This window comes from Cohnella phaseoli, assembly GCF_003386235.1.
GTDB lineage: Bacteria > Bacillota > Bacilli > Paenibacillales > Paenibacillaceae > Cohnella > Cohnella phaseoli.
Window position 1 is genome coordinate 41,550 of the sequence record NZ_QRDZ01000040.1, and the last position, 12,814, is coordinate 54,363.

A 12,814-nucleotide genomic window follows, 5' to 3' on the forward strand; every position below is an offset into this window, starting at 1 on the left:
CCCTAACCGGGTCCTCAACTGGGCCGAAGCCCGCGCAGTCAAGCTGTCTAACGGGAGTCGGGATCGACAATCGCCAATACGAACATCATTTCGTCACCGTCTTGGGATAACGAACACGCTGCCGTACGTGCCTTTGAAAGACGGCTCTCCGAACGCCTCGACCCAGCCGTCGTACAGCTTCCAGGAGGAATCGCTGCGAACGATCACGTAGTCGGGCTTGTCATAGGAGACAATTTCCGGCAAGTAGACCGAGAAGCCGTGCATCGAGCGCTCGAATGCGGTCCAGCCTAACGTTCCTTTGGACTGTTCAGTAATAAAAGGGTCCTGTCTGCCGTCGGTCAAAATGTCGCCGCCCCGGAACATGACGTAGCCGGAAGTACCGTAGGTGGACAGCACTCTCGGCCGCTTGCCTTCGGGCTTGCGCTCCATAATGTAATTCATCTCTTCGACCGGGTAATTCTTCGCGTCAATCTGCGGCGTCCTGACGAATACGTAAGCGCTGTTGACGGCGAGTCCAACCGCCAAGCAGAGCAGAATGGCAGGCATGCGAAGCTGCGAACGCCACGAACGCAGCCATGGCGGAGCCGCATCCAGAGCGGCCGCGGCGAAATAAGGAATAAGCAGCCACATGAACAGATTTTGCTTAAAATTTGCGATGCCCAAGTAGAGGATGCCGGCAGCCAGAAAGAAACGGAAAGGCTTGCCGCGCAGCGCGAAGGGCAGCGTTAACACAAAAAACAGCAGCAACAGCATGATCGGCAAGCTGTCCAGCTTGTTGAACTGAAGCGGCTGCCATTCATTAATGAGCATATTAAAGTCGTTCTTCGTCACGGTCAGAATGAAGAACAGACTTTTGAGACCTCCCGGATTTAGCAGCCCGACTAACCAGACGCCCAGAAACGCCAACATCCGCGGTTTATTCAGCTGTTTGTTCAGCAGCGACTCCAAAAGCGCCATACCTGTGAACACGGCGATGACAAGCCAGACGCCCGTATGAATATTTGCAATGAGCAGGGATAGGGCGATCAAGGCGGCAGCAGGCTTCCAGCCGACACGCAGCTGAAATTCCCGCAAATAGACGACAAACCAGACGATCAGCCCGGCGGAGATCATCTGCGGCCTGATTTTGAAATAGCCGTAATAAATCCAGCAGGCGATAAGCAGCACGAACAGGAGCAGCAATGGATGCTCCTCCTCCATGCCCAACTCCTTGCGCGATATGCGGGCAAGACGAAGCAGCCCCGGTATAAGCAGCAGCAGACTAAGCGCGGTCAGCAAATAAGCGCCGGGCCAGCCGAACGCCTGATAGGACAACGCCACTAGAATCTGAAAGCCGAACTCATGCGGAATGTAGGGCAGCTTGTCCTCGTAGAACGTATGTATGGCGTGATAGAGCACCTGTTTGTGCTCAAGCATATAGCTTCCCAATTCGATATGCCAGAACGTGTCCGGATCGTTAAAAGCGTATTTGGGCAGCATGAGCAGCACGACGGCGATGACGACGATACCGTAGATAATCGGAAGTTTGGATGATTTCATATAAGTTATTAAAACATAGTTTGCGGATGAAAAGAAACTTTTCGATCGTCAGAATGATGGATATGACCTGGAGCATCGCTGCCCGGCAAGCACCATAACGTTCCATAGGCATAAGATGGTTTATCAACCTATGGAGGTTAGTAAGGATGTACTATAGTTACCCGATAACTTATGTCGTCTATCCCGGGGGCTACTCCGCCGCTTATGGTCCGAGGCAGCAGGCGCTGGCGGGTTCGCCGCCAGATTATTCATTGCTCAGACGCAATAGGGGCTACGGCTATGATTACAGGAACGGATACGTTTCTGCGGATGAACGGAGAGCGAGACTTCAGGATCAAGGGCCCAATCCGTTTGTGCTGGATATTGACGAAGCGACCGAGGATAATCAAACCTTCCGTACGGCAATCTGGACCGGGGAGCATTTGCAAGTGACCTTGATGAGCATCCCGGTCGGCAGCGATATCGGTCTGGAGGTTCATCCGAAGACGGATCAGTTTATTCGCGTGGAAGAGGGTCAAGGCTTGGTGCAAATGGGGAAAAGTCCCGAGCAATTGGACTATACGGCCAACGTCGATGACGGGTATGCGATCATGGTCCCGGCGGGAACGTGGCACAACGTTACGAATACGGGCGGCAAACCGCTTAAGGTGTACTCGATCTATGCGCCGCCGGAGCATCCGCGCGGCACGGTTCATCTTACCAAAGCGGATGCCATGGCGTCTGAATAAGTCTAAAGAAGCGAAGTTAAAAAAGCGTCGATCTCCCAAAGCCCGACGGCTGAAGGCGATCGATGTTTTTTAACTTCGCGGATATACGATGTGCGTACAGCCTCAATCAAAGCGTACGGATCATTTCGAAGTTGCCCGGCTCCGCACGAAAGCCGAGCAAATCGCGATTGATTCGCAGCATCGGAGCGTTCATGGAATAGTTATTCGTCCGCAGATAGGCAACCCGGCTAGTCTGAGCCGTACGCACGCCGAGCAGCTTCAAGGCCAACGCTATTCTGCGCCCTCGGTATTCCGGCAGCACGGCGGTGTACTGATGGTACATGGCTTGCGTTTGTTCATTGTACTGAAGAGCCACGACTCCGACGTAGCGATCTCCGTCCTTGGCGATGTGAATCCATTCCGGCCGTATGCCGGGCAGCTGAAGGTTCCATTTCTTCCATTCTTCGAACCAAGGATAATCGCCTACGAAGCCGGGAATGTCGGGATGAGTCGTTTTATACAACTCATGGAGCTTACGCTCGTTCTCTTCGCCGGGTTCCTCCGCCAACGTAACGAAACGAATGCCGCCGCGTTCTGCATCGGCGATCGACTCGCTCAAAGCTTCTTCAATTGTGTAGGCCTCCAAATCCAATACGGATTCAAAGGAATGCCGTCCTTTGACATAGCCTCGCCGCTGCGCGAACGCGATGGACGCTTCGTCCGATTCTCGCAAATAATCGACAAGGCGCGAGGCTTTAACTTCGCGTGCCCAGTTCATCAGTTCAGCGTACAGGGCGCCGCCGATTCCGTTGCGCCGCGCGTCCGTGTGTACGACGACCGTATGACCCAGCGACCCGGGTTCGTTCCATGGCGCTCTCCAGACGATCGCGTAGCCGACAACCTGGCCGTGCTCGTTTTCCGCCACCCACTTGGGCCGATCCCAGCCCATCAGCTTGCCGTCCTCATTGTAATGGAGCTGTCCGGGAGGAATCTTTTCTTCGTCCGCCTGAAGCTCTTGGGCTGTGGTCGGCTCCGACCAGATCAGATTGAGCAGAGGCGCTACAGCCGGATAATCGTCCGGGTGACGCAATTTTCTGATTAAGAAATGAATAAACCCCAACCTCCCGTTCCTATTATTTCCTTATTATCGCATTACTTTCTCTTCATTTCGCGGTAGAGTTTGACTATAAACAAATACACTTGAATTTTAGCAGCTGGCGGTTGCGGCAATTTTGATTTTTACACTTGCACGTTACGTTACGTAAGGTTTTATAATGAAGCTACCGGTACTTCGCTAGCGCCCAAGAACGGAGTTGATTCATGACCAAGCTATGGAAAGTCGGCGACCTCGCCAAACTGACGGGACTTACGGTGCGAACTTTACGGTTTTACGATCAGATCGGTTTGTTTTCCCCGTCCGCTCAGACCGAATCCGGCCACAGGCTATATGGAGAATCGGACTTGTCGAGGCTGCATCAGATTTTGGCGCTGAAGGAGCTGGGGCTATCGCTGGAAGAAGTAAGATCGGTTTTGAATGGCGGACAAGTCAGTCCTCTGGCCATCTTGGAGCTGCAGATGGAACGTCTTCGGGAGCAAATCAGACACCATGAGAATCGTCTGGACCTGCTTAGACACGTTTCCAAGTCGGTACAGAGAGAGGAACGGCTGTCGGCCGAGGATTTTGCAAGCTTGCTGCAGGCGATGAAAACGGAATTCGAGAAGCCGGTCTTCGAGCGGCGTTCGAGCTGGGAGCGGCATCTGGATCGATTGGGAGAGACGCTTGCCGAGGAAAATGAAAATCAAGAACCCTGAGGAGGAACTATCATGAACGAAAGATTCGTCAAACACGCCACCTTTGCCATCGAGAAAACATATGCCGCCGCGCCGGAGCGGGTATTCCGCGTCTGGGCGGATCCGCAGCTTAAAGCCAAATGGTTTTCGCCGGCAGACAGCTTCGACTTCAGGGTCGGCGGACGAGAGTATAGCCGCGGCGGGCCGCCGGAAGGGCCGGTTTTCACCTTTGACGCATGCTATCAAGAGCTTGTTCCAGATCAACGCATCGTCTATAGTTATACGCTGGATTCGGACGATACGCGTATTTCCGTCTCGATCACGACGGTCGAGTTCGTTCGGACGGAAGGCGGCACGAAGCTGATCTTCACCGAGCAGGGCGCTTATTTTGACGGGCACGATACGCCGGAAATCAGGGAGCATGGTACAAATCTGATGCTGGACGGGATTGTTCCGTTAGTGGAAGGAGCCGATGAAGCGTGACGATCGGCGAAAATGAAAATGAATTGGTAGCCGCACGCGAGTACGGTTGTTCGCGGGAGCTCGTATTCCGGGCTTGGACAACTCCGGAATTGCTTGCTCGGTGGTGGGGGCCGGAGGGCTTCAACAATACATTCCATAAGTGCGATGTTCGTCCGGGCGGCGAATGGAAATTCACGATGCACGGACCCGACGGTACAAATTATCCGAACGAATGCGTATTTGTCGAGATTGTGCAGCCGGAACGAGTCGTGCTGGATCATCTGTCCGGCCATGAATTTCGGATAACGGCCACTTTCGAGGAGAGCAATGGGAGAACCGTAGTTACCTTCCGTCAGCGCTTTAAGCTAAAGGAGGACTTCGAGCAGGCCAAGCCGTACTGCATCGATGCCAACGAGCAAAATCTGGATCGGTTGGGAACGGTTCTGTCGGAGCTGGCTCATAAGTAAAGAGAGTCTTACGAAATGATTATCGATGGGATATTCCGGGTATCTATCTCCTTCCGTTGCTATACGATCCTGAAACTTGAAGGGTAAACCCGTAAAGGGGTAGTTTCAGGACCGTATGAGGCAGTCTCCAGGAGATAGATACCCTTATTTTTTCATCGATAATCTTCTTGTACGCCTTTACTTATGAGTCAGCCCCCCTCGTGTATTTCTTAAGGGGAGACAAGAAGATAATCCACGTTCTCCGCCATCCACTTGCCGTTGATATAGCGAATCGTAATGATGCGTTCAACGTTCATGCCTCCGGCATCGCGAGGACTTTCCAGCTGAGTGATGCTGCCGCGACCTGTTCCTTCATAGTAGTAGATGTAGGGCTTCGAAACAAATCGATGCTGCGTCAAGACACTTTTCCTCTGAACAATCTTGTTAATGAACTCATCCGTAAAATAAGGTTTGAACTTCGTGCGAATCTGCTTGTACTTGGACGGATTGGCCGAATCGTTCGCCGCTTGGACGAGCGCGTTAAGCCGCGTCTGAGTCAGCTCCGGATACTGTCGGGCATTAATGACGACCTTCCGGTCGCCGAGCGAAGCGGTGGCTTTTTGCGTTTCGTTGTTCCAAGTGACCGTTCCTCCCAGCGATTGAGCGACAAAGCGAAGCGGCACATAAGTGACTCCGCGTTCGATAATGGTGCGTGCGTCCAAGCGCACGCTTTTGCCGTTAACCGTCGCATAATCCGAATTAAGAGGCACATTAACCTCTATTTTCTCTCTTGTAATTTTTGCGGATAATGTCGGCTTGTCCCACTTCACTTTGGCTCCCAACCCTTCGGAGACGACGCGAAGAGGAATAAGGATGTGACCCCGCTCGTTTTTTCCGTACACTGGAGCTGTAATTGTCGGTGACTCCTGCGCGGAGACTTGTCCGGACAGAACCGGCAGCAGCATCAGGGATGCAGCGAGCAAAACAGGCGTTAATTTTTTGGACACGGATATTCCTCCTTAATTAAATAACTATGGTCATTTGGACGCCTCTTTCAGGGGCAAAGATGACGTCATGACTAATATATACCCAGCATTTGTATAAACGAAAACGGGGGTTCTCATTAAGTAGAGTCATAAGAGATTATCGATAGCTTGAACACCCGTCGCAGGCCGCATAATAGAGAGAAGCCGGTGCCCGCTCGGACGGTGTTTCGGCCCTGTTAACTTCGTCTACAATCGCTCTATTATTTTGCCTGACAAAAAAAGGTGTTTGGCGATTTTTGTCGAAATTATGGCTAATGTAAGGCTTGGTTAACGTATTGCATAAACGGATGATGTTCAGATCAGCTATGAGATGGGGGGGAAAGGCGCTTGGATCAAGGATTTTCCAACGATTCGATATTGGACATTTACATCTATGAAACGACGCAAAATATCGATCAGCTCGAAAAAACCGTTATGACGTTCGAAAAAGCTAACGGTCTTACCCTCGACACCGTGAATGAGATTTTCCGAATTATGCACACGATCAAAGGCTCGTCCGCCATGATGACGTACAACAATATTGCGTCGCTGGCCCATGCGATGGAGGATTTATTTTTTTACATCCGAGAGGAGAAACATGTCAACTTAGATCTCGTCCTGCTGTCCGACCTCATTTTAGAAGGTATCGATTTCATAAAACTGGAACTAGACAAAGTAAGAAGCGCGGGAAGCCTCGACGGCGACCCTGGCAGCCTGATCGAGACGATCAGAAGATTCCTGTCCGTCATCAAGGCGCAAGGCGGAGGCTCATCGCCTCCCAGAGCGAGGAAGGAAGCCGTCGCGGCGCAGCCGCGGTCGCTTCCCTCCGGGCCTGGCGCCGGAGCGGCCCGTTCGCGGCTGCAAGCTTATGAAGCCGTCATTCATTTTGACGACGGCTGCGAGATGGAGAACATCAGGGCGTACGCTATCGTCCATCATCTAAGCGAGATTGCCGAAGATTTCTCGTATTCTCCCGAAGATATCGTCGAGAACGGCGACAGCGTCCATATCATTCGGGAGAGGGGCTTTAAGGCGACGTTCAGAAGCGCAAGAACGCTGCGGGAGCTGCATGATATAATCGCGAGCACCGCGTTCGTGCGCAATCTGTCGCTTGTCGAGCTGGAGGACGAATCGTCTTCGAAGCCTTCTGAACAAACGGAGCTTGCGATAGCCGAGCTTGAGCTCGCGGCCGCGGCGGAGCCTCTCGTCAAGGCCGAACCCCCGGCCAAAGCCCAGTCGCCGACCCGGGAGCAGGCGGAGAATAAGGGCGCCCAGCAAAGCTTTATCAGCGTTGACGTAGACAAATTGGACAAGCTGATGGATTTGATGGGGGAAATGGTGATCGCCGAAGCGATGGTGACCCAGAACCCGGAGCTTAAGGCGCTGCAGTTGGGCGGCTTCGACAAAGCGGCTCGCCAGCTCAGGAAAATTACGAGCGAAATGCGCGATATGGTGATGTCCATTCGCATGGTTCCGCTGTCCGCCACCTTCCATAAGATGCATCGCATCGTCAGAGATATGGGGCGAAAGCTGGACAAGGAGCTGGAGCTGACGCTGATCGGGGAAGCAACCGAAGTGGACAAAAACATCATCGAGCATATTTCCGATCCGTTGATGCACCTCGTGCGCAATGCCGCCGATCACGGCATCGAGTCCTCCGAAGCGAGAGCGGCAAGCGGCAAGCCGCAGGCCGGTCGGATTACGCTGGAGGCGCAAAATGCCGGGAGCAACGTGCTTGTTACCGTTAAGGACGACGGCAAGGGATTGAGCAAAGACAAAATATTGGCCAAAGCGAAGAAGCAGGGCTTGTTGATGAAGCCTGAGAATGAAATGACGGACAAGGAAATTTACAATCTGATTTTTCTTCCCGGCTTCTCCACCAACGAGAACGTAACGGAATTTTCCGGACGGGGGGTTGGCATGGACGTCGTCTCGAAAAATTTAGAGGCGGTCGGCGGCTCGGTGTCGATTGACAGCGAGGAGGGCGTCGGAACGGTCACGACGTTGAGAATCCCGCTTACGTTGGCGATTATCGACGGCATGAACATCCGGGTCGGAAGCGCCAAGTATACGATCCCTACGACCTCGATCCAGGAAACCTTCCAAGCGAAGCTGCGGGATATCGTCACGGATCCGGATTCGAACGAAATGATTTTGCTGCGCGGCAAAGTGTATCCGATTCTGCGCCTTCATGAGCTGTATTCGGTGCCGGCCGCCGTTGCCGATCTTACAGAGGGCATTATGCTCATGGTGGAGCAGGACGGCAAAAGCGTGTGCCTGTTCGCCGACGCGCTTCTGGGGCAGCAACAGGTCGTCGTCAAGGCGCTGCCCGGCTACATTGCCAACAACCGAAGAATCGAAGGGCTGGCCGGGTGTACGCTGCTCGGAGACGGCAGCATCAGTCTGATCCTCAATATCGGCGGATTACTGAACAAGAAGTCGCAGATTTCTTCCCAATGACTAGAGAGGAGTGTCCGAATGGCGCAGATCCAACAACAGGAACAAATGGAGCAAGAGGATACGCAACAAGGGAAGTTCCTTACTTTCGCGCTGGGGAACGAGACGTTCGGCATCGAAATTCGGTATGTCACCGAGATTATCGGCATTCAGCCGATTACCGAGGTGCCTGAGCTTCCGGAGTACATCAAAGGGATCATTAATCTCCGAGGCAAAATTATTCCCGTCATGGACGTGAGGCTCCGGTTCAAAAAGGAATACAGAGCGTACAACGATCGCACTTGCGTCATTGTAGTGGATATCGACGACGACTGCATTGGACTTATCGTGGATAGCGTCGCGGAGGTGCTCGCGATTCCGGAAGCCGACATTATCGCCCCTCCGGAAATTCATAGAACGAGCAACAGGTACATCAAGGGCGTTGGCAAAGTCGGAAATGAAGTCAAGCTGATTTTGGACGGCAACAGATTGCTGAATGACGGAGATCTCGATCAACTGCACAGCTCCATTTTATAATTGCGAACAGCTAGAAACAGATCACATCCATTAGGAGGAAGCTGTATGGTGAATAAGAGGGGCATTAAGCAATCTACGTTGAATTATTTGTTGGGCGGCCTGTCCTTGGTGCTGGCGATTGTGCTGGTGATTTTGTCGATTCAAGTGATGGGTTCATTCGAAAAGATGAGAACCGCCGAGCAGAGAAAATCCGAATTCAAGCAGCTTGGCTTCGATCTGACGAACGCCTCGGAATATTTGACAGGCGAGGTCAGAGCTTACGTCCAATTCGGAGACAAAACGCATTACGACAATTACTGGAGAGAAGTCAACGAGACGAAAACGAGGGACCACATTGTCGCAAAGCTGACGGAGCTGGGAGCTCCGCAGAACGAGCTTGATCTGATCACCGAAGCGAAAAAGAATTCCGATGCGCTCGTCGGTATAGAAGAAAAAGCGATGCAGGCGGTGGAGGAAGGGAAGCTCGATGACGGTCGGCGTCTGGTATTCGGCGAACAGTACGATCAGGGCAAGCAGGCCATCAAGGGGCTAATCGAGAAATTCCAGGAAACGATGAACGCCAGAGCCTCCGGCGAGCTGGACCAGGCAGCTGACGATATGCAGAGGAACATTATTATCATGATCGTGCTTATCGTGATTACCGCAGTGTTCAGCGGCATTAGCCTGCTGCTGTCGCATTTCAAAATCATTAAGCCGATTATCCGGATTAAAGAAAACATGGTGCGGGTGGCGGAAGGAGATCTGTCGCAATCCGTCAAGGTCACGATCGACAATACCGAAATCGGGCAGCTGGCGTATGGGACGGCGACTGTTATCGCGACATTCCAAAGCGTGGTAAACGAAGTTACGCATATTTTGACGGAAATGTCGAACGGCAATCTTGTCGTCGAGATCACCAGCGATTACAGAGGAGATTTCGCCGAGATCAAAACCTCGCTGAATCGAATCGTCGAATCCTTCAATGAAGTGCTGAGCGACGTGAAATCCGCGGCGGATCAAGTCGCCTCCGCTTCGGCGCAAGTGTCCGATTCGAGCATTTCGTTGTCTCAGGGAGCTACCGAGCAGGCCAGCTCCATTGAGGAGCTTACCGCGTCTATCGAGGAAATTTCGGCGCAGACGCGTTTGAACGCCGACAATGCGAGCGAAGCGAACGGATTGGCCGAAACCGCCAAGATGAATGCGGAGCAAGGCAACGGACAGATGAAGGAGATGCTCCGAGCGATGCAGGATATCAACGAGTCCTCCGCCAACATCTCCAAGATTATCAAGGTTATAGACGAGATCGCGTTCCAGACGAACATCCTGGCTCTGAACGCCGCAGTGGAAGCGGCCAGGGCGGGCCAGCACGGCAAAGGCTTTGCCGTCGTTGCGGAAGAGGTGCGGAATCTGGCGGCGCGTTCGGCGAATGCCGCGAAAGAAACGACCGATATGATCGAAAGCTCAATTCGCAAGGTGGAGGGCGGCACCCGCATAGCTAACGAGACCGCCGGCGCGCTCGTCAAAATCGTAGAAAATGTCGAGAAGGTAGCGACGCTGGTCAGCGATATCGCAGTAGCCTCCAACGAGCAGGCGATCGGCATCTCGCAAATCAACCAGGGAGTTATGCAAGTGTCCCATGTCGTGCAGAACAACTCGGCAACGTCCGAGGAGAGCGCCGCAGCCAGCGAGCAGTTGGCCAGCCAGGCGGAGCTGCTGAAGGATCAGGTCGGCAGATTCCGGCTGAAAAGAGAAAATCGGCGTTCGCCCTATCGGGAATTGGACGGCTTAAACCCCGAGGTGCTGAAGATGCTGGAAGCGATGAGCAGAAACAAAAGGACGGAAGAGCACGCCGATGGCTATAGAGAAGCCGCTGCTTCCGGAACCAAGAAGATCGCTCTGAGCGATTTCGAGTTCGGCAAGTATTAAGCAGGAAGAAGGAGCGGTCCAATCTTAGGGTTGACCGCTCTTTTTCTCCCTACGCGTTAGAATTCGCGGTACGAAAAGCCAGTCGGCAGGGCGGGTGGGAAACGATGAATCGCATTACCGAGCAAGAGTTTAAGCAATTCTCCGAATATATCAAACTCCATTACGGCATCCATCTTAAGGCGGAGAAGTTATCTCTGGTGGCCAGCAGGCTGAACCGCGAGCTTGCCGGCCGAAACTTTAACAACCTATCCGACTATTTGAGCTACGTCGTGGCCGACAGGACCGGTCAAGCGGCTGTCACTCTTCTCGACAAAATTACGACCAACTACACCTTTTTTATGCGAGAGCCCGCTCATTTTTACTTTTTTCGGGACAAGGTTTTGCCTTATCTGGCAAGCACGGTCAAGGACAAGGATTTGCGCATTTGGAGCGCCGCGTGCTCCTCGGGCGAGGAGCCGTACACTTTGGCGATGATGATCGACGAATATTTCGGACCGGAGAAAGCCCAATGGGATACGAAAATATTAGCCACAGACATATCGAACCAAGTTCTTGAAATTGCTGGAAAAGGGATATACACTAAGGACAAGATTGCGGCTCTGCCGGCCGCTTGGAAATTGAATTATTTTCGGGAGCTTGATGGGGAACAATCCGTTCTGGCGGATCGCATCCGCAATGAGGTTATTTTTCGCAAGCTGAATTTTATGGATAAAGTCTTTCCGTTTAAGCGCAAATTTCAGGTTATTTTCTGCAGGAATGTGATGATTTACTTCGATAATAAGACGAAGTACCAGCTGATTGACAAATTATACGATTTGACCGAATACGGCGGTTATTTGTTTATTGGACATTCGGAATCCCTTGACCGTAATGCCACCCGATTCAAATATGTAATGCCCGCGGTCTACAGGAAGGGGTGAGGCATTTGGCGGTCCGCAATAAAATCAAAGTATTGGTCGTGGACGACAGTCTCGTATTTCGCGAAGTGATTGCTAGGGGCATTTCGTCCGATCCGCTGATCGAAGTGGTCGCTACGGCCGGCGATCCGTTCGAGGCCCGAGATAAAATATTGCAATTCCACCCGCATGTGATCACTTGCGATATCGAGATGCCCAAGATGAACGGGATCGAATTCGTTCGCCGGCTGCTGCCGCAATATTTTGTTCCGGTCGTCATGGTGAGCGCGGTTAGTCAGGCGGTGTTCGAGGCAATGGAGGCGGGCGTCGTCGATTTTGTCGTAAAGCCGGACGTGCAGTCTCCGACAGGAGTTGCGACGTTTATTCGCGATATGATCTATAAAATCAAAATCGCCTCAACGGCCAAAACCGCGATGCGGACAGCAGAGGATACGGCGATTCGCTCACCCTCAGGCAAGGTACAGAGGACGGATGACATTATCGCCATCGGCGCTTCCACGGGGGGAACCGAAGCGATATTCAGCATTCTTCGCCAGCTTCCTTCCGCCGTCCCGGGAATCGTGATCGTTCAGCATATTCCTCCCCTTTTTTCGAGAATGTTCGCGGAGAGGCTGAACAGCCAAATTTCGCTGCGCGTCAAGGAAGCCGAAACCGGCGACTACGTCGAACCGGGCACCGTGCTGGTCGCGCCGGGAGATCGACATATGCGGCTGAAAAAGATCGGGGCAAAATACCGCGCGGAATGCTTCGACGGTGAAAGGGTGAACGGACACTGCCCGTCGGTCGACGTTCTGTTCGAATCGGTCGCGAAGGAGGCGGGGCGCAGCGCCGTCGGAGTGCTGCTGACAGGAATGGGCAGAGACGGAGCGAAAGGGCTTCTGGCCATTCGCCGCAGAGGGGGAAGAACGATCGCGCAGGACGAAGCTTCGTCGGTCGTATACGGGATGCCGAAGGTGGCGTATGAGATCGGAGCCGTCGAGAGACAGACGCCGCTCGGCAGAATTCCGCAAGCTTTGTTCGAATGTCTGGGCTAGCAGCTTAGAAAATCA

At 52.9% G+C, this 12,814-nt stretch carries 12 protein-coding genes; 9 read left to right on the forward strand and 3 right to left on the reverse strand.

All coding sequences use genetic code 11. The features are described from left to right. Positions 1 to 93: 93 nt before the first annotated feature. The gene (locus DFP98_RS33525; protein WP_116064991.1) at positions 94 to 1,539 is read right to left on the reverse strand and encodes a hypothetical protein; all 1,446 of its coding nucleotides are present in this window, start codon (positions 1,537 to 1,539) and stop codon (positions 94 to 96) included. A 146-nt stretch (positions 1,540 to 1,685) separates the two neighbouring features. Between DFP98_RS33525 and DFP98_RS33530 the strand changes: the two genes are divergently transcribed. After that, positions 1,686 to 2,267: a cupin domain-containing protein gene (locus tag DFP98_RS33530; RefSeq protein WP_116064992.1), complete on the forward strand. Its 582-nt coding sequence runs from the start codon at positions 1,686 to 1,688 to the stop codon at positions 2,265 to 2,267. A gap of 106 nt (positions 2,268 to 2,373) precedes the next feature. Here DFP98_RS33530 and DFP98_RS33535 read toward each other — a convergent pair whose 3' ends face one another. Then, entirely contained in the window at positions 2,374 to 3,366 is a 993-nt protein-coding gene (locus tag DFP98_RS33535) for a GNAT family N-acetyltransferase (RefSeq protein ID WP_116064993.1), read from the reverse strand. Positions 3,367 to 3,566: 200 nt separating this feature from the next. On the opposite strand from DFP98_RS33535, the gene DFP98_RS33540 reads away from it, so the two are divergent. The 3 genes from DFP98_RS33540 to DFP98_RS33550 are packed head-to-tail and all read left to right on the forward strand — an operon-like array spanning position 3,567 to position 4,966. Beyond that, complete coding sequence (locus DFP98_RS33540) at positions 3,567 to 4,058, forward strand: MerR family transcriptional regulator (protein ID WP_116064994.1); 492 nt, start codon at positions 3,567 to 3,569, stop codon at positions 4,056 to 4,058. A 12-nt stretch (positions 4,059 to 4,070) separates the two neighbouring features. Next, positions 4,071 to 4,520, forward strand: coding sequence for an SRPBCC family protein (locus tag DFP98_RS33545; RefSeq protein ID WP_116064995.1), 450 nt, complete (start codon positions 4,071 to 4,073; stop codon positions 4,518 to 4,520). Beyond that, the gene (locus DFP98_RS33550) at positions 4,517 to 4,966 is read left to right on the forward strand and encodes an SRPBCC family protein (RefSeq protein WP_116064996.1); all 450 of its coding nucleotides are present in this window, start codon (positions 4,517 to 4,519) and stop codon (positions 4,964 to 4,966) included. The genes DFP98_RS33545 and DFP98_RS33550 overlap by 4 nt, the downstream gene beginning before the upstream one ends. A 209-nt stretch (positions 4,967 to 5,175) precedes the next feature. Here the strand turns inward: DFP98_RS33550 and DFP98_RS33555 are convergent, their stop codons facing one another. After that, on the reverse strand, positions 5,176 to 5,952 hold the full coding sequence (locus DFP98_RS33555; protein ID WP_116064997.1) for a copper amine oxidase N-terminal domain-containing protein: 777 nt from the start codon (positions 5,950 to 5,952) through the stop codon (positions 5,176 to 5,178). A 366-nt stretch (positions 5,953 to 6,318) separates the two neighbouring features. On the opposite strand from DFP98_RS33555, the gene DFP98_RS33560 reads away from it, so the two are divergent. The 5 genes from DFP98_RS33560 (at position 6,319) to DFP98_RS33580 (ending at position 12,799) form a co-directional block, all read left to right on the forward strand. Continuing rightward, positions 6,319 to 8,430, forward strand: coding sequence for a chemotaxis protein CheA (locus DFP98_RS33560; RefSeq protein ID WP_116064998.1), 2,112 nt, complete (start codon positions 6,319 to 6,321; stop codon positions 8,428 to 8,430). 18 nt (positions 8,431 to 8,448) lie between these two features. Next, positions 8,449 to 8,943, forward strand: coding sequence for a chemotaxis protein CheW (locus DFP98_RS33565; protein ID WP_116064999.1), 495 nt, complete (start codon positions 8,449 to 8,451; stop codon positions 8,941 to 8,943). Positions 8,944 to 8,988: 45 nt separating this feature from the next. Then, positions 8,989 to 10,848, forward strand: a complete 1,860-nt coding sequence (locus DFP98_RS33570; protein WP_220377209.1) for a methyl-accepting chemotaxis protein — start codon at positions 8,989 to 8,991, stop codon at positions 10,846 to 10,848. 104 nt (positions 10,849 to 10,952) lie between these two features. Next, on the forward strand, positions 10,953 to 11,768 hold the full coding sequence (locus tag DFP98_RS33575) for a CheR family methyltransferase (protein ID WP_116065000.1): 816 nt from the start codon (positions 10,953 to 10,955) through the stop codon (positions 11,766 to 11,768). A gap of 5 nt (positions 11,769 to 11,773) precedes the next feature. After that, positions 11,774 to 12,799 carry a protein-glutamate methylesterase/protein-glutamine glutaminase gene (locus tag DFP98_RS33580; RefSeq protein WP_116065001.1) on the forward strand — a complete coding sequence of 342 codons (1,026 nt, stop codon included), beginning with the start codon at positions 11,774 to 11,776 and terminating at the stop codon, positions 12,797 to 12,799. The last annotated feature ends 15 nt before the right edge of the window (positions 12,800 to 12,814 follow it).